General features: G+C 65.6%; 23 protein-coding genes. 7 read left to right on the forward strand and 16 right to left on the reverse strand.

What is annotated here, in order from left to right:
* The first annotated feature begins 10 nt into the window (after positions 1 to 10).
* Positions 11 to 532, forward strand: coding sequence for an MFS transporter (locus tag THIARS_RS09180; protein ID WP_094160447.1), 522 nt, complete (start codon positions 11 to 13; stop codon positions 530 to 532).
* Positions 533 to 619: 87 nt separating this feature from the next.
* On the forward strand, positions 620 to 1,594 hold the full coding sequence (locus THIARS_RS09185) for a quinone oxidoreductase family protein (protein WP_094160738.1): 975 nt from the start codon (positions 620 to 622) through the stop codon (positions 1,592 to 1,594).
* Positions 1,595 to 1,625: 31 nt separating this feature from the next.
* Here the strand turns inward: THIARS_RS09185 and THIARS_RS09190 are convergent, their stop codons facing one another.
* The 4 genes from THIARS_RS09190 to THIARS_RS09205 form a co-directional block, all read right to left on the reverse strand.
* On the reverse strand, positions 1,626 to 2,426 hold the full coding sequence (locus tag THIARS_RS09190) for a DUF2189 domain-containing protein (RefSeq protein WP_094160448.1): 801 nt from the start codon (positions 2,424 to 2,426) through the stop codon (positions 1,626 to 1,628).
* Positions 2,427 to 2,540: 114 nt separating this feature from the next.
* Positions 2,541 to 3,092 carry a signal peptidase II gene (gene lspA, locus THIARS_RS09195; RefSeq protein WP_094160449.1) on the reverse strand — a complete coding sequence of 184 codons (552 nt, stop codon included), beginning with the start codon at positions 3,090 to 3,092 and terminating at the stop codon, positions 2,541 to 2,543.
* 73 nt (positions 3,093 to 3,165) lie between these two features.
* On the reverse strand, positions 3,166 to 6,018 hold the full coding sequence (ileS, locus tag THIARS_RS09200) for an isoleucine--tRNA ligase (protein WP_094160450.1): 2,853 nt from the start codon (positions 6,016 to 6,018) through the stop codon (positions 3,166 to 3,168).
* 103 nt (positions 6,019 to 6,121) lie between these two features.
* The gene (locus THIARS_RS09205; protein WP_094160451.1) at positions 6,122 to 7,093 is read right to left on the reverse strand and encodes a bifunctional riboflavin kinase/FAD synthetase; all 972 of its coding nucleotides are present in this window, start codon (positions 7,091 to 7,093) and stop codon (positions 6,122 to 6,124) included.
* Positions 7,094 to 7,346: 253 nt separating this feature from the next.
* Between THIARS_RS09205 and THIARS_RS09210 the strand changes: the two genes are divergently transcribed.
* Together THIARS_RS09210 and THIARS_RS09215 are read left to right on the forward strand one after the other, a co-directional pair.
* Complete coding sequence (locus THIARS_RS09210; RefSeq protein WP_094160452.1) at positions 7,347 to 7,550, forward strand: cold-shock protein; 204 nt, start codon at positions 7,347 to 7,349, stop codon at positions 7,548 to 7,550.
* Between the two features lie 146 nt (positions 7,551 to 7,696).
* Positions 7,697 to 8,263 (forward strand): DedA family protein, encoded by a 567-nt coding sequence (locus THIARS_RS09215; protein WP_094160453.1) that lies wholly within the window; start codon positions 7,697 to 7,699, stop codon positions 8,261 to 8,263.
* Positions 8,264 to 8,266: 3 nt separating this feature from the next.
* On the opposite strand, the gene THIARS_RS09220 is transcribed toward THIARS_RS09215, so the two are convergent.
* The 5 genes from THIARS_RS09220 to THIARS_RS09240 form a co-directional block, all read right to left on the reverse strand.
* Positions 8,267 to 9,433 carry a tryptophan--tRNA ligase gene (locus THIARS_RS09220; RefSeq protein WP_245845825.1) on the reverse strand — a complete coding sequence of 389 codons (1,167 nt, stop codon included), beginning with the start codon at positions 9,431 to 9,433 and terminating at the stop codon, positions 8,267 to 8,269.
* Positions 9,434 to 9,479: 46 nt separating this feature from the next.
* Positions 9,480 to 10,028 (reverse strand): acyloxyacyl hydrolase, encoded by a 549-nt coding sequence (locus THIARS_RS09225; protein ID WP_094160455.1) that lies wholly within the window; start codon positions 10,026 to 10,028, stop codon positions 9,480 to 9,482.
* A 49-nt stretch (positions 10,029 to 10,077) separates the two neighbouring features.
* Entirely contained in the window at positions 10,078 to 10,737 is a 660-nt protein-coding gene (locus tag THIARS_RS09230; RefSeq protein WP_094160456.1) for a site-2 protease family protein, read from the reverse strand.
* Between the two features lie 65 nt (positions 10,738 to 10,802).
* The gene (locus tag THIARS_RS09235; protein WP_094160457.1) at positions 10,803 to 11,438 is read right to left on the reverse strand and encodes an L-threonylcarbamoyladenylate synthase; all 636 of its coding nucleotides are present in this window, start codon (positions 11,436 to 11,438) and stop codon (positions 10,803 to 10,805) included.
* Positions 11,439 to 11,505: 67 nt separating this feature from the next.
* Positions 11,506 to 12,351: a 3',5'-nucleoside bisphosphate phosphatase gene (locus tag THIARS_RS09240; RefSeq protein WP_094160458.1), complete on the reverse strand. Its 846-nt coding sequence runs from the start codon at positions 12,349 to 12,351 to the stop codon at positions 11,506 to 11,508.
* Between the two features lie 147 nt (positions 12,352 to 12,498).
* Between THIARS_RS09240 and THIARS_RS09245 the strand changes: the two genes are divergently transcribed.
* On the forward strand, positions 12,499 to 12,987 hold the full coding sequence (locus THIARS_RS09245) for an aminoacyl-tRNA deacylase (protein ID WP_094160459.1): 489 nt from the start codon (positions 12,499 to 12,501) through the stop codon (positions 12,985 to 12,987).
* Positions 12,988 to 13,039: 52 nt separating this feature from the next.
* A complete protein-coding gene (gene plsY / locus THIARS_RS09250; protein ID WP_094160460.1) occupies positions 13,040 to 13,672 on the forward strand; it encodes a glycerol-3-phosphate 1-O-acyltransferase PlsY in 633 nt (210 codons plus the stop codon).
* 39 nt (positions 13,673 to 13,711) lie between these two features.
* Here the strand turns inward: plsY and THIARS_RS09255 are convergent, their stop codons facing one another.
* Positions 13,712 to 14,368 (reverse strand): retropepsin-like aspartic protease family protein, encoded by a 657-nt coding sequence (locus THIARS_RS09255; protein ID WP_094160461.1) that lies wholly within the window; start codon positions 14,366 to 14,368, stop codon positions 13,712 to 13,714.
* A 14-nt stretch (positions 14,369 to 14,382) separates the two neighbouring features.
* Positions 14,383 to 14,868 (reverse strand): YajQ family cyclic di-GMP-binding protein, encoded by a 486-nt coding sequence (locus THIARS_RS09260; protein ID WP_094160462.1) that lies wholly within the window; start codon positions 14,866 to 14,868, stop codon positions 14,383 to 14,385.
* Positions 14,869 to 14,915: 47 nt separating this feature from the next.
* Here THIARS_RS09260 and murB point away from each other — a divergent pair, with 47 nt between their 5' ends.
* Positions 14,916 to 15,938 carry a UDP-N-acetylmuramate dehydrogenase gene (gene murB, locus THIARS_RS09265; RefSeq protein WP_094160463.1) on the forward strand — a complete coding sequence of 341 codons (1,023 nt, stop codon included), beginning with the start codon at positions 14,916 to 14,918 and terminating at the stop codon, positions 15,936 to 15,938.
* 101 nt (positions 15,939 to 16,039) lie between these two features.
* Here the strand turns inward: murB and THIARS_RS09270 are convergent, their stop codons facing one another.
* The 5 genes from THIARS_RS09270 to THIARS_RS09290 form a co-directional block, all read right to left on the reverse strand.
* Positions 16,040 to 17,023, reverse strand: a complete 984-nt coding sequence (locus THIARS_RS09270) for a sulfurtransferase (RefSeq protein ID WP_094160739.1) — start codon at positions 17,021 to 17,023, stop codon at positions 16,040 to 16,042.
* A gap of 52 nt (positions 17,024 to 17,075) precedes the next feature.
* Positions 17,076 to 17,813, reverse strand: coding sequence for a DUF6969 family protein (locus tag THIARS_RS09275; RefSeq protein WP_141202366.1), 738 nt, complete (start codon positions 17,811 to 17,813; stop codon positions 17,076 to 17,078).
* 58 nt (positions 17,814 to 17,871) lie between these two features.
* Positions 17,872 to 18,132 (reverse strand): hypothetical protein, encoded by a 261-nt coding sequence (locus THIARS_RS09280; protein ID WP_094160465.1) that lies wholly within the window; start codon positions 18,130 to 18,132, stop codon positions 17,872 to 17,874.
* Between the two features lie 152 nt (positions 18,133 to 18,284).
* On the reverse strand, positions 18,285 to 18,878 hold the full coding sequence (locus THIARS_RS09285) for a YeeE/YedE thiosulfate transporter family protein (RefSeq protein ID WP_245845709.1): 594 nt from the start codon (positions 18,876 to 18,878) through the stop codon (positions 18,285 to 18,287).
* Positions 18,879 to 18,886: 8 nt separating this feature from the next.
* On the reverse strand, positions 18,887 to 19,438 hold the full coding sequence (locus THIARS_RS09290; RefSeq protein WP_425444232.1) for a YeeE/YedE thiosulfate transporter family protein: 552 nt from the start codon (positions 19,436 to 19,438) through the stop codon (positions 18,887 to 18,889).
* Positions 19,439 to 19,596: the final 158 nt, after the last annotated feature.

Genomic DNA, 19,596 nt, shown 5'->3' on the forward strand with positions numbered 1-19,596 from the left:
CGTGGTGGCGATGGCCGGGGTTTTCACGCTCGCCAGGTTGTCCGAGGCATTTCTGGTGCTGCGCGCCCAGCAGCAGGGCGTGGCGTTGCTGTGGATTCCGCTGGTCACGCTGGCTTTCAGTCTGGTCTATGCACTCAGCGCCTATCCGTCGGGCCTGCTCGCTCAGCGCTATGGGCGCCGCGTTCCGCTGTTGACCGGCATGGCCGTCTTGCTGGTGTCGATGTTGTTGCTGGCTTTGCCCGGCATGCCTGCGTTGTGGCTGGGCGTGGCCCTGTATGGTCTGCACCTGGGCCTGACGCAGGGCGTGTTCGCCGCCGCGGTGGCAGCTAGCGCGCCCATCGCGTTGCGCGGCACCGCATTTGGTTTGTACTACCTCATCATCGGCCTGCTGCAACTGCTGGCCGGCCTCGGCGCCGGCTGGTTATGGCAGCGTTTCGGCGCGCAGGCCGCGTTCGGCGCCGGTGCCGCGATGGCGGCCGCAGCCTTGCTGCTGGCTGCCTTGCGGGCTGGTGGCGGGGCACGCTCCGGGTGAACCCCGGGCGAACTGCGCGCCTGCAATTTCATGGCGGCGTGGGCACAATGCAGGGCTGACAACACATTCTTGGAGACCACCATGACCATGACGCATGCCATACGCATCGAGCGTACCGGCGGACCCGAAGTGCTGCAGTGGCAGGACGTGAACCTGAGCGACCCCGGACCCGGCGAGGTTCGCGTGCGCCACGGCGCCATCGGCGTGAATTTCATCGACGTCTATCACCGCACTGGGTTGTACCCCCTTCAGCTTCCGGCCGGCATCGGCCTGGAGGCGGCAGGCACGGTCGAGGCGGTGGGTGATGGGGTCGATCACCTCAAACCTGGCGATCGCGTGGCCTACTGCAACGGACCGACTGGCGCCTACGCGCAGGCGCGGGTGATGCCGGCGCGGGTGCTGGTGAAGCTGCCCGACGACATTGCCTTCGACACCGCTGCCGCGATGATGCTCAAGGGCCTGACCGCGCAGTTCCTGCTGCGCCGCACGCGCAAGCTGCAGGCTGGCGACGTGGCCCTGTTCCATGCGGCTGCCGGGGGCGTGGGGCTGATCGCTGGGCAATGGGCGCGGGCGCTGGGCGTGAAGCTCATCGGCACCGCCGGCAGCGACGAGAAATGCCAGCTCGCGCTGAAAAACGGCTATGCCCACTGCATCAATTACCGCACCGAGGACCTGGTTTCGCGTGTGAAGGAACTCACCGACGACAAGGGCGTGGCCGTGGTGTACGACTCGGTCGGGCGCGACACCTGGGAGCGCTCGCTCGCCTGCCTGCAGCCGTTCGGCCTGATGGTGAGCTTCGGCAACGCATCCGGCCCCGTGCCTCCGGTGACGCTCACCGATCTGGCGGCCAAGGGCTCCTTGTACGTGACGCGACCGACGCTGATGACCCACATCGCCGACCGGGCCACCCTGGAGCAGATGGCGCAGGAGCTGTTCGACATGGTGCGCTCGGGCCAGGTCAAACCCTTGATCGGACAGCGCTTTGCCTTGCGCGACGCAGCGCAGGCGCACGCGGCCTTGGAGGCGCGCGCCACCACCGGAAGCATCGTCCTGTTGCCTTGAGCCGCGCCCGGGCGCGGCGGCATCGGGCGGGTTACGCGCCAGCCAAGGTCTGCGGGCAGACGATGCCACGGTAGGCATGCCAGCTGGCATGCCCCACCAGGGGCCAGGCCAGCATCAGGCCCAGGCCTAGGGGCAGCAAGGCGAGCAGCGTGACGGCGGCGATGAGCAAGCCCCAGCCCAGCATCACGAACGGATGTTCGAGGCAGGCGCGCAAACTGGTGATGGCGGCGGTGATGGCGTCCACCGGGCGGTCCAGCATCAGGGGGATGGACACCGCGCAGATGGCGAACGCCAGCGCCGCGAACGCGGCGCCCACGCCCAGATAGGCGAGCACGAAGCCCAGGTTGGCCGGATCGAGCAGGATGTCCAGCGCATGGCCTTCGGGAACCGTGGTGTCGAACGACAGGGCGAACACCAGCAGCGAAGCCCGCGCCCACAGCAATTCGATGACCAGCAGCAGCACGGCGAACAGCGCCACGCTGGATCTGGTTTTCCACCAGCATGCCAGGCAGGGCCGCAGCTTGGGTTTGATGCCGGCTTCGCAGCAGCGGCTGGCCTCGATCAGGCCCATGGCCAGCGCGGGGCCCAGCAACAACAGCGCGCTTCCCAGCATCAAGGTGTACTCGGGGCGGCGCAGGAAGCTCAGGCCCAGCGCCCAGACCAGCAGCGTGAACATCAGCCCGTAGCTCAGGCTCACGGCGGGGCAGCGCAGCATGTCGCCCCAGGCGGCGCGCAGCCACACGAACGGGTCGCGCCAGGTCAGCGTGCAGACCGTCACGCGGTGTGCGCTTGCGCTGGACAGTGTCTGATGCTGGGCTTCTTCCGGACTCATCGAACGCTTCCCCGGGTCTGGGCGGCGAACAACCTCGCCGGCAACGAGGTTATGTCCGTCCCGCCAGGCGCGCAAGAGGGCGTTCGCGCAGTCCGCGGACCGCGGCCGCGTGCGTCAGCGCGGCAAGGTTGCGTGCCGCGCTGCGCGGGAACGCAGCCATTCATCCGCCAGCAGCAGCATCGCGCCCACGGTGATGGAGCTGTCGGCGACGTTGAACGCAGGCCAGTGCCACGACCGGCCACCGACGGTGATGTAGAAGTCCAGGAAATCGGTGACATGGCCCCAGACCAGCCGGTCCACCACATTCCCCAGGGCGCCGCCCAGGATCAGCGCGAGGGCCAGGCTGAACAGGGTCCTGCCGCGATGGCGAAACAGCAGCCAGACGATGAGCGCCGAAGCGGCCAGGGCCAGGCCGGTGAACAGCCAGCGCTGCCAGCCGTCCGCGGCGGCGAGGAAGGAGAACGCAGCGCCCGGGTTTTCGTAGTGCACGAGATTGAAGAACCCCGTGACGGGCAGACTGGCGTTGATGGGTAGATTCTGCTGGATCAGCCATTTGGTCCACTGATCGAGCACGAGGACCAGGGCCGAGGTCGCCAGCCATGGCCAGACGCGGCCTCGCGCAGGGCGTGCGGGGCTGGAAGCTGAGGTGTTGGCAGGCGGGTTCATCGTGGGCCGTGCTCGATGGTGGAGGTCTGTGTGGAGTGTGGTGCGGAGCGGACGAAACACGCCGCCCGGCCGTTCAGGCATGGCGGCGTGTTTCGCCCGGCCCCTGCAGATTGCTCACGCAGCGTGCGCAGATGCCCGGGTTGGCGGGGTCGGCGCCCACGTCCGTCTCCCAGTGCCAGCAGCGCTCGCACTTGGTCGCGGCCGCCGGGTCGACCTGCACCGCGAGTTCGGTGCCGGCTTGCAGCTGCACGCGCGAGGTGATGAAGGCGAACTTCAATTCATCGCCCAGGCTGGAGAGCAGGGCAAGGTCATCCGCGGGTGCGGTGAGCTTGACCCAGGCCTGCAGCGAGGAACCCAGCCGGCCTTCGGCGCGCACGGCCTCCACCGCGCGGTTGACCTCGTCGCGAATGGCGCGCAGGCGCGACCATTTGGCGAGCAGGGGCTCGGCATCGGCGGGCACGGGGACCGGGTGATAGGTTTCGACGAACAGCGTGCCGGTCTCGGCTGCGCGCTGCGGGGCGAAGTGGGCCCACGCCTCTTCGGCGGTGAAGCTGAGGAAGGGCGCGATCCAGCGCAGCATGGCGTGGGTGAGATGCCACAGCGCGGTCTGGGCGCTGCGCCGCGCCAGGCTGCGGGCCGGGGTGGTGTAGAGCCGGTCCTTGAGCACGTCCAGGTAGAAGCCGCCCAGGTCTTCGGAGCAGAAGATGAGCAGCTTGGCCACGACCGGATGGAATTCGTAGGCTTCGTAGTGCTGCAGCACCGAGGCCTGGAATTCGGCGGTTCGCGCCAGCGCCCAGCGGTCGATCTCCAGCATCTGCTCCAGCGGAACGGCTTGGCTGGCGGGGTCGAAATCGGCCACGTTGGCGAGCAGGAAGCGCAGGGTGTTGCGCACGCGGCGGTAGCTGTCGACGACGCGGGCGAGGATCTTGTCGTCGCCGGCGATGTCGCCCGAGTAGTCGCTGGAGGCCACCCACAGGCGAATGATTTCGGCGCCGAGCTTCTTGCTGGTTTCCAGCGGATCGACGCCATTGCCCAGCGACTTGCTCATCTTGCGGCCCTGGCTGTCGACGGTGAAGCCATGGGTCAGCAGGCTCTTGTAGGGCGCGCGGCCTTCCAGGGCGCAGGCCAGCAGCAGCGAGCTGTGGAACCAGCCGCGGTGCTGGTCGTGGCCTTCCAGGTAGAGATCGGCTTCGGGGCCCGTTTCGTGATGGGCCTCGGGGTGGGTGCCGCGCAGGACGTGGAAAAAGGTCGAACCCGAGTCGAACCAGACCTCGAGGATGTCGCTGCTCTTGATGTAGTGCGGCGCGTCGCCGGGGCCGAGGATGTCCTCGGCCGTGACCCGGCTCCAGGCCTCGATCCCACCTTGCTCGACGAGGCTTGCCGCCTGGTCCAGGATGTCCATGGTGCGCGGGTGCAGCTCGCCCGTGTCCTTGTGTAGAAAGAAGGGCAGCGGCACGCCCCAGGCACGCTGGCGCGAGATGCACCAGTCGGGCCGGTTGGCGATCATGTCGCGCAGCCGGGCGCGCCCGTTCTCGGGATAGAAGCCGGTGTGGTCGATGGCGTCCAGCGCCATCTGCCGCAGGGTCTTGGGCGCCTTGTCCTTGGTGAACACGCCTTCGCCCTCGTCCATGCGGATGAACCATTGCGCCGCGGCGCGGTAGATCACGGGGGTTTTGTGGCGCCAGCAATGCGGGTAGCTGTGCAGGATGTCCCGCGTCGCGAACAGCCTGCCGGCCCGGCGCAGGGCATCGGTGATGACCGGCGCCGCCTTCCAGATCTGCATGCCGCCGAACAGGGGCAGGTCGGCGGCGTACATTCCGTCGCCCTGGACGGGGTTGAGGATGTCCTCGATGCGCATGCCGTGGGCGAGGCAGGAGTTGAAGTCGTCCAGGCCATAGGCGGGCGAGGAGTGCACGATGCCGGTGCCGTCGTCGGCCGTGGCGTAATCGGCGAGGTAAACCGGGCTGAGCCTGTCGTAGCCCGGATCGACGGCTGCGAGCGGATGGTGGAAGTTGATGCCGGCCAGGCTCTTTCCCTTGGTGGTGGCGGCGACGCGGCCTTCCAGGCCGTAGCGCTGCAGGCAGTCCTGGACTCGCGCGGCGGCCAGCAGCAGCATGCCGCGCGCGGTATCCACCAGGCAGTAGTCGAGTTCGGGGTTGAGGTTGAGCGCCTGGTTGGCGGGCAGGGTCCAAGCCGTGGTGGTCCAGATGACGGCGTAGGCGTCCTGGTCCAGCGCGGGCAGGCCGAACGCGGCCGCCAGCTTGGCGGGCTCGGCGCACAGGAAACCGACATCGAGGGTCTGGGATTTCTTGTCGGCGTACTCGATCTCGAACTCGGCCAGCGAGGAATGGCAGTCGAAACACCAGTGCACCGGCTTGAGGCCGCGGTAGACGAAGCCGCGCTCGATGACACGCTTGAAGGCGCGGATCTCGCCGGCCTCGTTGGCCGGGTCCATGGTGCGGTAGGGGTGGTCCCAATCACCGAGGATGCCAAGGCGCTTGAAGTCCGCCATCTGCTGCGCGATTTGCTCGGCGGCGTAGGCCCGGCTCTTGGCCTGCATGTCGTCGCGGCTCAAGTTGCGGCCGTATTTCTTCTCGATGGCGTTCTCGATCGGCAGACCGTGGCAGTCCCAGCCCGGGATGTACAGCGCGTCGAATCCGGCGAGCTGGCGCGACTTGGTGATCATGTCCTTGAGCACCTTGTTCACGGCGTGGCCCATGTGGATCTGACCGTTGGCGTAGGGCGGACCGTCGTGCAGGATGAACTTCGGGCGTTCGGCTCGGGCCGCACGCAGACGCTGGTACACGCCATCGCGCTCCCACTGCGCAATCCAGCCGGGCTCGCGCTTGGGCAGGTCGCCGCGCATCGGAAAGGCCGTGTCGGGCAGGTTGAGCGTGGAACGGTAGTCGGGCTTGGAGTCGGTCATGTCGGGGAGCGCGGCGGCGCGGCGCGCGCAAGCGTTTGTGGGTTTGGTTGACGGCGGACCCGGCGGCATCCTGGGCGCCGCGGCGCGATGGCGGGCGCTCGCGTCAAATTCGGGAGCAGCTGGTATGGCGCTCGATGGTGGCGAACCAGGCGCGCGCCTGCCGCACGTCGGCCGCGATGGCTTCGGTCAGGGCTGGCAGGGAGTCGTAGCGCGCTTCGTCGCGCAGTTTGTGCAGCAGATCCACGCGTACGAGTTTACCGTAGGCATCCCCGGCCCAGTCGAGCACATGGATCTCCAGCAGCACCCGTCCGGAGTTGTCGACGGTGGGCCGCAGGCCCAGGCTGGCCACGCCCTGGAGCGGCCGCTCGCCGAGGCCATGCACGCATACGGCGAAGATGCCCTGCGCGGCAGGTCGCGCATGGGCCACCCGCAGGTTCAGCGTGGGAAAACCCAGCGCACGCCCCAGCTTGCGGCCGTGTTGGACATGGCCGGACATCGCGTAGGGGCGGTCCAGCAGACTTTCCGCCAGGCTCATGTCGCCGCGTGCCAGAGCCTGCCGCACCGCCGAACTGGAGACGCGCTGGCCATGTACTTCGTAGGCGTTCATGCGCGCCACGTCGAACCCCAGGCGCAGGCCTTGCGCGTCAAGCAGCGCGTAGTCTCCTGCGCGGCCAGCGCCGAAACGGAAATCGTCGCCCACCAGGACATAGCGCGCGTGCAAGCCCTCCAGCAGGACACGCTGGATGAAATCCTGCGCGGGCAGCGCGGCCAGTTTCTGGTCGAAGCGCAGCACCACGGCACGATCCACGCCGCAACGGGCCAGTTCCGCGAGTTTGTCGCGCAGTCCCGAGACACGTCTGGGCGCCAGCTCCGGGTGCCCTTGGATCTGCGCAAAGTAATCGCGCGGATGGGGCTCGAAGGTCAGCACGCTGGCCGCCAGTTCCCGGTGCCGGGCTTCGTTGACCAGCAGGGCGAGCATGGCCTGATGCCCACGGTGGACGCCGTCGAAGTTGCCGATGCACACGGCGCTCGGGGTATTCAGTGCGGCATGGTGAAACCCGCGAAAAACCTGCATAGAGTGGGATTCGTGTCGGAACGTCAGCGCTGGCGTGTCGCGCTCGGGCAACGCTGCACACAGGGGCTGCTGGGGATTTTGAGGGGCCGTCGGCGGAAGGTCTTGCAAACGCGCCGTTCGGTGTATAGTAAGCCCTGCAGTCGCTTCAAGACGGGCTTTTGCCCACAGTTAGGGTTGATTGGTGATCGATAAACCGGCTGGGCTTGTTGAAGATTTGCATTCTTCTTAATGTTCAAGATTCGAAAGGATGATTATGCCCACCGGCATCGTGAAATGGTTCAATGAAAGCAAGGGTTTCGGCTTTATCAAACCCGACGAGGGTGGCGAAGATCTGTTCGCCCACTTCAGCGAAATCCAATCCAAGGGTTTCCGCACCCTGCAAGAAAATCAGCGCGTGGAATTCACCGTGAAGCAAGGCCCCAAGGGTCCCCAGGCTTCGCAGATCCGTCCGCTGTAAACACGACTTGGGCGTGCCTTTGGCGCGCTTGGTTCAAGAACCGGCCGGTGGCCGGTTTTTTTATGCATGCCGCATATGCGCGCCAATGCGTGCCATCATGGCCATGCATGCTGTTGGACGCATGCGGAATGCAACGGAGGCCTTGCTTGGTTGAGCAGTGGATCCAGGACTGGGGTTATGCGGCGGTGGCCATCGGCGCCTTTGCCGAGGGCGAGACCGTGCTCCTGGCGGCCGGCTACGCCGCGCACGCGGGTTTGCTCGACTGGTGGCTGGTGGCTGCGGTGGCGGCCGTGGCCGCGACCGCAGGGGATCAGAGCTTCTACTGGATCGGCCGTCTGTGGGGTGCGCGCCTGCTTGCGCGCTTCCCCCGGTTGGCGGCGCAATTCCCCCGCGTGGCGGATCTGTTGCGGCGCTATCCGCACTGGGCCATCGTCGGCGTGCGTTTCTTGTATGGCCTCAGGATTGCCGGGCCCATCATCATCGGCACCGCCGGGGTGCCGCCGTGGCGCTTTGCGCTGTTCAACGCCATCGGTGCCCTGTTGTGGGCTCCGCTGATCGCCGGGTTGGGCTGGGGATTCGGCCGCGCGCTGTCGGGCCTGTCCTCGCAAATCCAGCGCGTCGAACTCGGGCTTCTGATCCTGGTGGGTCTTGTCGTGGCGTTTGCGGTGCTGATGCGGTGGCGCGCCGGGCGCCGGGCATCGCGCTCAAAATAGCGCTCAACGCAGACCCATGACTTCGCGCACGGTGCGCATGGTCTCGCGCGCCGCCGCCCCGGCCTTGTCGCAACCCGCATCCAGAATGTCGCGCACCAGCCCGGGTTGATCGAGATAGGGTTGTGCGCGCTCCAGCATGGGCTGTTGCTCGCGCAGGATGGCGTCGATGACAGGTTGCTTGCATTCCAGGCAGCCGATGCCCGCCGTGGTGCAGCCCTTCTGGACCCACGCCCGCGTCGCTTCATCGCTGTAGGCGAGGTGGAATTGCCAGACCGGGCAGCGTTCGGGATTGCCGGGATCGGTGCGTTTCACGCGCGCAGGGTCGGTGGGCATGCGCTTGACCTTCTGCTCGACGCTGGCCCGATCTTCGCGGATGGCGATGGCGTTGCCATAGCTCTTCGACATCTTGCGACCATCCAGGCCGGGCAGCTTGGACTCGGGTGTGAGCAGGGCCTCGGGCTCGCGCAGGATGGTGCGCCGCCCACCGTCGATCTGCGCGCGCAGGGCGTCCTTCTCGACGCGGGCGAGCTTGCTCGCGGCGATGAGCGCGCGCGCTTCGTCGCGCTTCTCGACCAGGCCGTCTTGGTCGGCCTCGCGGCGCAGCGCCAGCAGCTGCTGGCGCTGCGTCTCCGTCAGCTTGGCTGCCGCAGCCTTGGCCTGGGCTTCGATCTGCGGGTCCTTGCCGTACAGGGCGTTGAAGCGCCGGGCGATTTCCCGGCTCATCTCGATGTGGGGAACCTGGTCGGCGCCCACCGGCACGTAGCGGGCCTGATAGATGAGGATGTCGGCTGCCTGCAGCAAGGGGTAGCCGAGGAAGCCGTAGGTCAGCAGATCCTTGTCCTTGAGGTTGGTGATCTGGTCCTTGTAGGTGGGCACCCGTTCCAGCCAGGCCAGCGGCGTGCCCATGGCCAGCAGGAGGAAGAGTTCGGCGTGCTCCAGCACCCGGCTCTGCACGAACAGCGTGGCCCTGTCCGGATCCACGCCCGCGGCGAGCCAGTCGATGACCATGTCGTGGGTGTTGGCGGCTACCACTTCGGGCGACTCGTAATGCGTCGTCAGCGCGTGCCAGTCGGCGACGAAGAAATAGCAGGCGTGTTCGTCTTGCAGCCGCACCCAGTTTTTCAGTGCGCCGTGGTAGTGCCCCAGGTGCAGCGCCCCTGTCGGGCGCATGCCGGAGAGCACGCGCTCGTCGCTGCCGTGCGATGCGTGGTCGGTCTCAGTTGAAGTCATAGCTGGCGCGCAGTTGGATGTAGTCCTGGCCGGGGTTCGGCTCTTTGATGTCGGCGTTCGAATAGTGGGTCAGGCGCAAGCCCAGGGTCCACGGCGTGTTGGCAAAGCGGTGGAAGACGCCGATCGAGTCGCCGAACTGGAAGGCCGTGGAGATGGTCTTGTCGCCGATGCGCGTTCCTGAAAACAGGTTGGCTCCGATCCCCACCTCGATTCCGCTGCGGTCGGTGAACCACCAGCGTGCGAAGGGGGTGAGCCCGACATGCCAGAGCGAGCCATGGCCGGACCCGGAGGGCGCGGAGACCTGCCCGGCGGAAGCTTCCAGGCTGAGGTCGAGGCGGCTGTTGGCAAGGTTGTGGACCCACAGTGGACGGGTCTGGTAGGCCAGGGTGATGTTGTGATAACCCTTGTATTCACCCCACAGCGCGGACAGTTCGGCGGCATGCGCGCTGATCAGGCAGGAAGCCGTGGTGACGACCGCGATGACGGCGTGGCGCACGAAACGGATGGATGCGAAGTTGTGTAGGGTCGTCGACATTGTGTGGATCTCCAACTGGTCATTGCAAGGAAAACGGGGCGGGCAAGTCTTAAAGCAGGAGTTTGAACGGCGTGAGCAGCAGGCCGAGCACGGTTTGCGTCAGGCCCATGAGCGGAATCAGCCAGACGGTGGTGATGACGCCGGTGAGCACCAGGGCCATGACGATGAAAAACCCGTAAGGCTCGACGCGTGACAAGGCGATGGCCTGCCGCACGGGTAGCAGCCCGACGAGCACCCGGCCGCCGTCGAGCGGGGGGATGGGAAGGAGGTTGAACACGAACATCACGATGTTGACCAGGATGCCGGCGCGCGCCACGTCATAGAAATAGATTTCGCGACTGCCCAATCCAGTCAGGGCGATCAGCACCAGGCCCCAGAGGAAAGCCTGGACGAAGTTGGAGGCCGGGCCGGCGAGCGCCACCCAGATCATGTCGCGTTTGGGGTTGCGCAAGGCGCCGAAATTCACCGGCACCGGCTTGGCGTAGCCGAACAGGAAGGCGCCGCTGGTGGCGAAATACAGGACCAGCGGGATGAGGATGGTGCCGATGGGGTCGATGTGGCGCGCCGGGTTGAGCGACACGCGGCCCATCATGTAGGCGGAGTTATCGCCGAAATAGCGCGCTGCATAGCCGTGCGCCGCTTCGTGCAGGGTGATGGCGAACAGCACGGGCAGTGCGTAGACGGTGACGGCCTGGATGAGTTGGTCCATAAGGTGCGGTGCGGCAGTTCGTATCGTGGGCGGGTTGTGATGGGGCGCGACTTGGGCTTGGACGTTCAGGACTCGGCGCTCAGACCCAGTGGGGCAAGCGGGCCGCGGCCCATGCGCACGACGGTGGGGGCCGCGCCGCTCAGGTCGATGATGGTCGTGGGCTGCAGGGGGCAGGGGCCGGCATCGATGACGAGGTCGACCAGTTTCTCCAGCCGGGTGCGAATGATCTCGGGGTCGTTCAACGGTTCCTGCTCCCCGGGCAGGATCAGCGTGGTCGCCAGCAATGGCTGGGCCAGTTCGGCAAGCAGGGCGTGGGTGACGGCATGTTGGGGCACGCGCACGCCGATGGTCTTGCGCGAGGGATGCGAAACCCTGCGCGGCACTTCCTTGGTGGCTTCCAGGATGAAGGTGTAGGGACCGGGCGTGGCCGCGCGCAGCAGGCGGAACTGGCGGTTGTCCGCCAGGGCGTAAGCACCAAGCTCGGACAAATCGCTGCACAGCAAGGTGAGATGGTGCTTGTCGTCGACCTGACGAATGCGGCGCAGGCGCTCGGCCGCGCCTTTGTCATCCAGGTGGCAAACCAGGGCGTAGGACGAATCGGTCGGGATGGCCGCGACGCCCCCGCCATGCAGGATGGCGCTGGCCTGCTTGATCAGCCGCTGTTGCGGGTTGTCGGGGTGAATGTGGAAGTATTGAGCCATGCTGGGAAATAGGGGGCCGCCGCAGGCGAGCGGCTCGGAGGCGACTCGTCAAGCGGCGTGTAACCCGTCAGTGCAACAGCTCCCAGATGGGGGCGAGGTCGGCGGGCAGGGGAGGCAGGCCGCCCAAGTCGCAGCGGCTTTCCTGCGGGCTGTGGAAATCGGAACCGCGCGAGGCGCGCAGGCCGAACTCTAGCGCCAGGCCGGCGTACTTGCGGAAGTCCGCCGCACTGTGGCTGCCGGTCATCACTTCGACGCCGGCGCCGCCCATCTCCTTGAAGCTGGTAAACAGCGCCCATTCCTCGGTGGCGGTGAAACGGTAGCGCCCGGGATGCGCAATGACGGCATGGCCGCCGGCAGCGCGAATCCAGCCCACCGCGTCCTGCAGCGTGGCCCAGGCATGTTCCACGTAACCGGGATTTCCGGGCGTGAGAAAGCGGCCGAAGACTTCATGCGTGTTGCCGCAAACACCCTGTTCGACCAGGAAGCGGGCAAAGTGGGTGCGGGAGATCAGCGCCGGATTGCCGGCATAGCGGCAGGCCCCGGCGTAGGCGCCGCGCACGCGGGTATGTTGTTCAAGCGCCTGGGCCATCAGGCGGGCGCGGGTGTCGCGACCGGCGCGTACCTGGGCCAGGCCGGCCAGCAAGACGGGATTGGCAAAATCGATGCCGAGCCCGACGATATGCACGGTCTGGTGACCAACCGAAACGGAGATCTCCACCCCTGGCACAAAGTGCAGGTCGAGCTTTTCCGCGGCAGCCGCGGCTTCGGCCAGTCCCCCGGTTTCATCATGGTCCGTGAGCGCCCAGATCTGCACGCCGTTGGCGCTGGCGCGCCTGGCCAGGGCGGCTGGCGCGAGGGTTCCGTCAGACACGGTGGAGTGGCAGTGCAGGTCGACGTTGGGCGCTGTGGGCATGTCTGGATTCTAGGCCGCCGTCCCCAGCGGGGGCCGCGTATGGGCTATCGCACTGGCGCGCATGATGTCGATTGGGCAGAATAGCCCCGGATCGGATGCCGTGACGTCGCCGCCGCGCCTTCATCGACTCCACATCGGATCAAACCCGTGCAAACCGCCCATCGCCCGACCGAAACCCCCGCGACAGCCTGGCTGCGCAGCCGGAAGGCCGAATTCAGCCTGCATGCCTACGACTATGTCGAGCACGGTGGAGCGGCCTGGGGCGCGGAGGCCCTGGGGTTGGATGTGCATGAGGTCGTCAAGACTTTGGTGATGCAGAACGAAGCGGCCAAGCCGCTGGTGGTCCTGATGCATGGGGATCGCCAGGTCTCGACCAAGAACCTGGCGCGTGCCATTGGCGCCAAGAGCGTGCAGCCCTGTGTGCCCGAGGTGGCGCAACGGCATAGCGGCTATCAGGTGGGCGGCACCTCGCCCTTTGCCCTGCGCAAGGCCATGCCGGTGTATGTCGAGGCGAGCGTGCTGGATCTGGAACGTATCTACATCAACGGCGGGCGCCGCGGGCTGCTGCTGGGCATGCGTCCAGCGCTGTTGACGGAGCTGCTTCAGGCCGTCGCCGTGCATTGCTCCCTGCCCTGACGCTTCGGGTCCCTGCGTTTCGCGGGGGCAAGGTTCAATAGAATCGCGCCCGATGACAACAAACCTCGCAGCACTGTTCGCCGCCCTGGCCGCTTATCTTCTGGGGTCCATCGCCTTTGCCGTGGTCGTCAGCCGGGCCATGGGCCTGCCGGACCCGCGCAGCTTCGGTTCGGGCAATCCGGGCGCCACCAATGTGCTGCGTTCGGGCAGCAAGCTCGCGGCGCTGCTGACGCTGGGACTCGATGCATGCAAGGGCTGGCTGCCGGTCTGGCTGGCCTATCAGGCGGCATATGCCGGCTGGCTCGATCACGCGGCGGTGCCGCTGGTCGCGGTTGCCGTTTTTCTCGGCCATCTCTACCCGGCTTTTTTCCAGTTCAAGGGCGGCAAGGGGGTGGCGACCGCCGCCGGCATCCTGCTGGCGGTCAGCCCGTGGTTGGGGCTGGCCACGATCGGCACCTGGCTGATCGTCGCGCTGTTCACGCGGTACTCGTCGCTAGCCGCATTGGCGGCGGCCTTGTTCGCGCCGTTCTACGCCTGGTTCGGCAGCGGCGTGGCGTGGCGTGGCGACCCCGCGATGCTGTTGGCCGTGACCGTGATCGCGCTGCTGGTGGTCTGGCGGCACCGGCAGAACATGCGCAACCTGCTGGCCGGCAAGGAAAGCCGCATCGGCAGCAAGCGCAAGTAGATCGGGACCGCAGGCCTGCGAAGCCTGTATCGCGACCGCTCAGTAGCGCGGAATCAGAATGAGCTGATCGGCGTCGTGCCGCAGTTCCAGGCGTTTGAGAAAACTCATGCCCAACAGCACGATGGGGAGCGGGGAGTCCTGAATCACGGCGGGGACTTCGCGTTGCTCGATCGTGCCGACGCGCACCGAACTGAGCATGACCTGGGTTGCCCGCACGACGCCATTCGCGGTATGCACGGCGATCGGCGTGCCCCCGCGCAGCGACAGGCCAAGTTGATCGGCCTGCTCCCGGCTGATCGAGACCATGGTCGCGCCGGTGTCCACCATCATGCGCACCAATTTGCCGTTGATGCGGCCCTCGGTCACGAACTGGCCGTTCGGCAGGGCTTGCAGCACCGTGGGCTGCAAGCCCTTGCCGGCGAGATCGACCGGGCTCGCGCCGACGCGAAGTTCCTGTTGCCGGCCGCCGACGCTGATGACCGCCGAACCGTCGCCGACCCGCACCACCCTCACACCCCGCACAGTCTGCCCCGGACTCAGAGCCTTGGGGGTTGCGCCGTCGATCACGAGCAGGGCCTTGTCGCCGAAGCTGCCGACCAGGCTCACGCTCTGCGCCGCGGCCAGGCCAGCGCAGCATCCCAGGATCGCCATGCCCGCAAGGCGCCGGAGCACGCGTCGGTTTGAAATGCGATGCATGGCGCGCGGGGGCTTCAGTCGCGGAAATTGGTGAATGACAGCGGGGCGTCGGAGATGGCCTTGCCAAGCATGGCGATGGCGGCCTGCAGGTCGTCCCGCTTGGCGCCGGTGATGCGCACGACATCGCCTTGGATGGCGGCCTGCAATTTGAGCTTGGATTCCTTCACCGCTGTCGTGATGCGCTTGGCGAGTTCCTGCGGGATTCCGGATTTCACCGTGATGACTTGCTTGACCTTGTCTCCTGCGATGGTCTCGATCTTGCCGAGATCGAGGAAGCGCACATCGACATTGCGCTTGGCCATCTTGCCCATCAGCACGTCGCGCACCTGACCGAGCTGGAACTCGCTGTCGGCCCAGGCGGTGATGATCTTGTCGCCGAGCTCGACCTTGGCCGAACTTCCCTTGAAGTCGAAACGGTTGGCGGTTTCCTTGCCGGTTTGATCGACCGCGTTGCGGATCTCGATCAGGTTGGGCTCGAGGACGGCGTCAAAAGATGGCATGGTGCTGGTCTTGAAAGGGATAATGGCGGTTTGCCTGAGCCGATTGTATGGACTTGCTGCTGGAAACCGATGTTCCCCTTGCCGCCATGAACACCTTTGGCGTGGCGGCACGCGCCGCGCGCCTGGTGCGTGTGCACAGTCAACTCGATGTGCGGCAACTGGTTGATCATCCGGAGTTCGGCATCGCGCCCAAGCTGATTCTTGGCGGGGGAAGCAACCTTCTGCTCACCGGCGATCCGCGGCAACTCGTCGTCAAGGTGGAGATTCAAGGGCTGCGCGTCGTGCGCGACGACCCCGATGCCACCATCATCGAGGCCGGGGCCGGCGTCAGCTGGCATGAACTGGTGCGCTGGAGCCTTGCGCAGGGGCATGCCGGCTTGGAGAACCTGGCGCTGATTCCAGGCACCGTGGGGGCGGCTCCGGTGCAGAACATCGGCGCCTACGGCCTGGAACTGGCCGAACGTTTCCACGCGCTCGATGCCGTGGACCTGACCACCGGGCGCGTGGTCACGCTCGACGCGACGGCATGCCGCTTCGGCTATCGCGACAGCCTGTTCAAGCACGAACTCGCCGGCAAGTCGGTCATCACCCAGGTGCGTTTGCGCTTGCCCAAGCCATGGGTGCCGAGGATCGGTTATGCCGATCTGGAGCGCCATTTCGCCAAGCTGGGTGTCGCGGCGCCCGATGCACAACAGATTTTCGATGCGGTCTGCGCGATACGCCGGAGCAAGCTTCCCGACCCCGCCGTGCTGGGGAATGCCGGCAGTTTCTTCAAGAACCCGGTGGTCAACCGCACCATACGCAACGAAATCCTGGAGGATTTCCCAGAGATCGTCAGCTATCCGCTCGAGGATGGCAGCTACAAACTTGCCGCCGCCTGGATGATCGAGGCGTGCGGCTGGAAGGGCCGGGAACTCGGGCGCGCTGCTGTCGACGCCCGGCACGCCCTGGTCTTGGTGAACAGGGGTGGCGCAAGCGGCAAGGAGATCAAGGCTCTGGCCGAGGCCGTGCAACAGGCGGTGAGGCAGAAATTCGGCATCACGCTCGAGTTCGAACCCCTGGTGGTTTGAATCCCGCGTCGATGCCGCGGACGCAACAAAAAAGGCGCCGAAGCGCCTTTTTTGTTTTCGCGTTGCCGTCGCCTTGGGCGACGGCATGACCGGTTGCACGATTACTGCGGCAGGCCCACGGTGGGGTTGCCCAGATTGGTCCACTCGATCATCGAGCCGGTGTAGAGCTTGGAGTTCTTGTTGCCCATGATCTCGTGGGCGACGAACCAGGCACCGGAAGCCAGGTGGCCGGTGTTGCAGTAGGTCACCGTGGGCGCATTGGGCTGGATGTTGAACTCGGCAAAGATCTTCTTGTAATCCTCGGCGCTCATGAATTCGTGCGCAGCGCCGACGGGCTTGACGATGGCGTCGGTCGGGAAGGACTTGGCGCCCGGCAGGTGGCCGCCGGTCTTGTTGATGGGCTTTTTCACGATACCCAGGAACTGGGCCGTCGGACGCGCGTCGATGAACTGGTCCGAGCCATTTTGCAGACCTTCCTTGACTTGCTGCAGCGAAGCGAGGATGGCCTTGTCTTCAGGACCCGCCGTCCAGTCGCCCTTGGCGTTCGCGGCTTTGTCGGTGCTCACCGGGAACCCCGCTTGCAGCCACGCGTTCACGCCGCCGTTCAGGATCGCGAGCTTGTCACGCGGTTCGCCGAAATAGCGCAGTTGGAAGTACAGGCGGGTGGCCATGTCCATCGAGTCCACACTCTCGCCGGTTGGCACGATGACGATGGGCTTGTCGGTCTTGTTCAGGCCGAAGTCGTCCATCACTTTCGTGAAGTACTCGGCCGTGGGAAGCTGGGCCTTGATCTTCACGCCGTCCACGGTGCGTTCCTGACGGATCTTGTTGAAATCCACGGAGATCGCGCCGGCGATATGGCCGCCGGTTTCCACCAGGGTTTTCTTGCCGGTTTTCTTGTCCGTCTCGTACTTCGGTTCCGCCGTGAAGGTCTTCATGTCATCGCGGATATCGACGACCGTGACCTCGTTCAGATGCTCGTGCAGCCATTGCGGCGTGACCAGCGGGCCCGGAAGGCCGGCGGCCGAGGCGATCTGGGCAGCAGCTCCCAGAATGCCAATGCCAATCCATTTGACCAATTTCATGCTCTTCTCCTCGTTGAACAAACAAAAATGCCGGCTCGGCCATGGGTTGTTTTCAGCCGATGCCGGCGCCCTCCAAAAATTGAAACTGGCTGGCCAGATCGACGCGACACTGGCTCAGGATATGCGTGCGCCGGTCCGCCAGAAGGCGCTCGCGGGCGATGTGGCGTGCCTTGTCCTCCACGCGCGCGTCGCGCCGGTGGAGGAGCGCTGCGATTTGCACGGAGAACAGGCGTGTCGTGGCCTCGACCCAGCGGGCCAGCCGCGCGGGCCTGGCATGACGCAAGTCGAGCTTGTGCAGCGTGGCGATGACGACCGCAGCGGGCAGCCAGCGCTCGTCGGTGACCCATTGATTGGTGGTGAAAAGGCGTAAGGGAAAGCCTCGATCATCGACCGAAATGCCGACGATATGCAGATAGCGGGGCGCAGCGCCAGCCGCGGGTGTTCTGTGCCGGCCCGTTGTCGGTGCCGGCCCGAAGACATGGAAATGGCCGTGTTCGCCGCGCATGCGTTGGCGAGCCTCGTGGGCGTGGTAATAAAAACTGTAGCCGCTGGTGCGGTCGACGGCGTCGCCGGCTGGGTAATGTGCCCATTCCTCGAACTGGGCATGCCTGCCGAGCACATCGGCAAGCATGCCCGCGCCGCGTCTTGCATAGGTGTCGATGCATCCCAGGAGAGTCCCGGCAGCTTCGGCAATACGCTCCCGCCGCTGCACAGGCTCGGCCTGCAGCAGGGTCTTTAACTCCGCTGGGGCGAGTCGGAAACCCGAGCCCCGATCAGCACGCGCTTGCATGGAAGTTCCGCGGGGATTGCAAAGACGGGGCGGAAGTCTGTCGCGTGTTGCAACGCGATTATTTGGAAGGCGCGCAGGGATTGGTCGCTTTCTTGTCCGACTTCTTGCTGGGCGCGCAAGGGTTGCCCGCCTTCTTGTCGGTCTTGCCCATTTTCTTGCCGGGTGCGCAAGGATTCGACGGGGCGCACGGATTGGTGGCGGCTTGAGCCGCGGGCGCCGCGGAAAGGCTGCTCAGAGCTTGGGGCATGGGGGCCACGACAGCGGCGGCCAGCGCAAGCGCTGGAATGGCTTGGGAAAGTTTGAGACGGGTCTTTGCCATCGAAGAATCTCCTAAAAGTGAAAACACGAAAAACAAATGTGCGCGGTATCCAGCCCGACCGATTTTCATCGGGCCGGTCCATCTGAAACGCACGAGTCAGCCGAACGGTGTACGGGCGGTGGGCATCTTCGCATGCCCACCGGGTTCCCGTATCAGGAATGTTGAGGCGCCATGCCCGACGCGGGGGATTCCGACGAAGATTTGTTCCGCTTGTTGCCACGCGTCAAGTAGCCGACCAAGACCAGCACGGCAAAGAGCAAACTCCAGACCGCCCAAGCCGGCATGTGCAGCAGTTGCGGCAGGGTCAGGGAATCCGGGCCGACCTGCATCCAGACCCAGCTTTTTATGGAAGCGTAGACGCTGTTGAACAGCAGCGTACCGGCGCCCAAGCCGATGATGAACACCAGGCCGTCGAGTTTGCCGGAGCAGAAGGCGACCATCGACGTGCCGGGGCAGTATCCGCCGATCGCCATGCCGGCACCGATCAGGACGCCACCAAGCGAACTCCCCCACAGCAGGACCGACGGGACGAACATATTGTTCATCGCCACCATGCCCATGGCTTGCAGGGCATAAAGCCCGCCGGCCGCGACCAGGATGGCGGTGAACATGACTTTGAACACGGCCCAGTCCTGAAGGCGCAACTGGGCGGTGAGCTTGCAGCCGCTGCCAAAGCCCGCGTTTTCGAGCACATAGCCAAAGATGAGGCCAAGCAAGATGCCGGAGATCGCACCGGAATATTCCATTGGGAAGTTCATTTCCACAGCCCCTTGGTGAGTTGACCGAACACGATGCCAGAAACGAAGAAGCCGATCAGGAACAGAAAGCCGGACGCTGCCAGCGTGGCCGAGCCGGACAGGCCCAGGCCGCTGGTGCAGCCCAGGGCCATGCGGGCGCCGAAGCCGGACGCGGTGCCGCCGACCAGGGCGAGCACCAGGCGCATGCTGCGCTTGGCCTGGGTCGGACCGTCGATCTGGAACTTGAAGCGACCGGCGAGCAGGCTGGCGATCAAGGCGCCGATGAACAGGCCGACGACCTCCCAGACCGTCCAGTTGTTCAAGCCGTTTTCGTACGCCACATGCAGATATTGATGGTTGGCAACGGCACTGGGGGCCACTGCGCCCACGGCGACCGCGGTGGCCGAGGTGGTGGCGCCGGTCACGCCATAGCCATGGCCGGTGAAAATGAACGTTGCCAGAAGAGCCAGGCCGAGAACGACACCGGCGACATAGGAATTCCAGAGTGGACGGGGGGGCTGCATGGCTGTAGTTTCCTCCTGGGTGGTGTGAAATTTGCGCGTGACCAAATTCCCTGCATTTAGATGTCTTATCCGGGAACTGCAATGAGTATAGGGACGTTTTTTTCATGCTTCCCGGAGTATTAGGGTTTGTCCAGGGTAGGGCAAACACGGATTTCGGTGCGATTCGATTGACCCTGCTCAAGGGGCCGCCCCATACTTGCCGC

Source organism: Thiomonas delicata, from assembly GCF_900088825.1.
In the GTDB taxonomy this organism is placed as follows: Bacteria; Pseudomonadota; Gammaproteobacteria; order Burkholderiales; family Burkholderiaceae_C; genus Thiomonas_A; species Thiomonas_A delicata.

What these genes read in the sequence shown, in the direction of transcription:
- THIARS_RS09180 (WP_094160447.1), top strand. Translation starts at nt 11, where the DNA reads ATGGCCGGGGTTTTCACGCTCGCCAGGTTGTCCGAGGCATTTCTGGTG.
- THIARS_RS09185 (WP_094160738.1), top strand. Translation starts at nt 620, where the DNA reads ATGACGCATGCCATACGCATCGAGCGTACCGGCGGACCCGAAGTGCTG.
- THIARS_RS09190 (WP_094160448.1), bottom strand. Translation starts at nt 2,426, where the DNA reads ATGAGTCCGGAAGAAGCCCAGCATCAGACACTGTCCAGCGCAAGCGCA.
- lspA (WP_094160449.1), bottom strand. Translation starts at nt 3,092, where the DNA reads ATGAACCCGCCTGCCAACACCTCAGCTTCCAGCCCCGCACGCCCTGCG.
- ileS (WP_094160450.1), bottom strand. Translation starts at nt 6,018, where the DNA reads ATGACCGACTCCAAGCCCGACTACCGTTCCACGCTCAACCTGCCCGAC.
- THIARS_RS09205 (WP_094160451.1), bottom strand. Translation starts at nt 7,093, where the DNA reads ATGCAGGTTTTTCGCGGGTTTCACCATGCCGCACTGAATACCCCGAGC.
- THIARS_RS09210 (WP_094160452.1), top strand. Translation starts at nt 7,347, where the DNA reads ATGCCCACCGGCATCGTGAAATGGTTCAATGAAAGCAAGGGTTTCGGC.
- THIARS_RS09220 (WP_245845825.1), bottom strand. Translation starts at nt 9,433, where the DNA reads ATGCGCCCGACAGGGGCGCTGCACCTGGGGCACTACCACGGCGCACTG.
- THIARS_RS09225 (WP_094160455.1), bottom strand. Translation starts at nt 10,028, where the DNA reads ATGTCGACGACCCTACACAACTTCGCATCCATCCGTTTCGTGCGCCAC.
- THIARS_RS09230 (WP_094160456.1), bottom strand. Translation starts at nt 10,737, where the DNA reads ATGGACCAACTCATCCAGGCCGTCACCGTCTACGCACTGCCCGTGCTG.
- THIARS_RS09235 (WP_094160457.1), bottom strand. Translation starts at nt 11,438, where the DNA reads ATGGCTCAATACTTCCACATTCACCCCGACAACCCGCAACAGCGGCTG.
- THIARS_RS09240 (WP_094160458.1), bottom strand. Translation starts at nt 12,351, where the DNA reads ATGCCCACAGCGCCCAACGTCGACCTGCACTGCCACTCCACCGTGTCT.
- plsY (WP_094160460.1), top strand. Translation starts at nt 13,040, where the DNA reads ATGACAACAAACCTCGCAGCACTGTTCGCCGCCCTGGCCGCTTATCTT.
- THIARS_RS09255 (WP_094160461.1), bottom strand. Translation starts at nt 14,368, where the DNA reads ATGCATCGCATTTCAAACCGACGCGTGCTCCGGCGCCTTGCGGGCATG.
- THIARS_RS09260 (WP_094160462.1), bottom strand. Translation starts at nt 14,868, where the DNA reads ATGCCATCTTTTGACGCCGTCCTCGAGCCCAACCTGATCGAGATCCGC.
- murB (WP_094160463.1), top strand. Translation starts at nt 14,916, where the DNA reads ATGGACTTGCTGCTGGAAACCGATGTTCCCCTTGCCGCCATGAACACC.
- THIARS_RS09270 (WP_094160739.1), bottom strand. Translation starts at nt 17,023, where the DNA reads ATGAAATTGGTCAAATGGATTGGCATTGGCATTCTGGGAGCTGCTGCC.
- THIARS_RS09275 (WP_141202366.1), bottom strand. Translation starts at nt 17,813, where the DNA reads ATGCAAGCGCGTGCTGATCGGGGCTCGGGTTTCCGACTCGCCCCAGCG.
- THIARS_RS09280 (WP_094160465.1), bottom strand. Translation starts at nt 18,132, where the DNA reads ATGGCAAAGACCCGTCTCAAACTTTCCCAAGCCATTCCAGCGCTTGCG.
- THIARS_RS09285 (WP_245845709.1), bottom strand. Translation starts at nt 18,878, where the DNA reads ATGGAATATTCCGGTGCGATCTCCGGCATCTTGCTTGGCCTCATCTTT.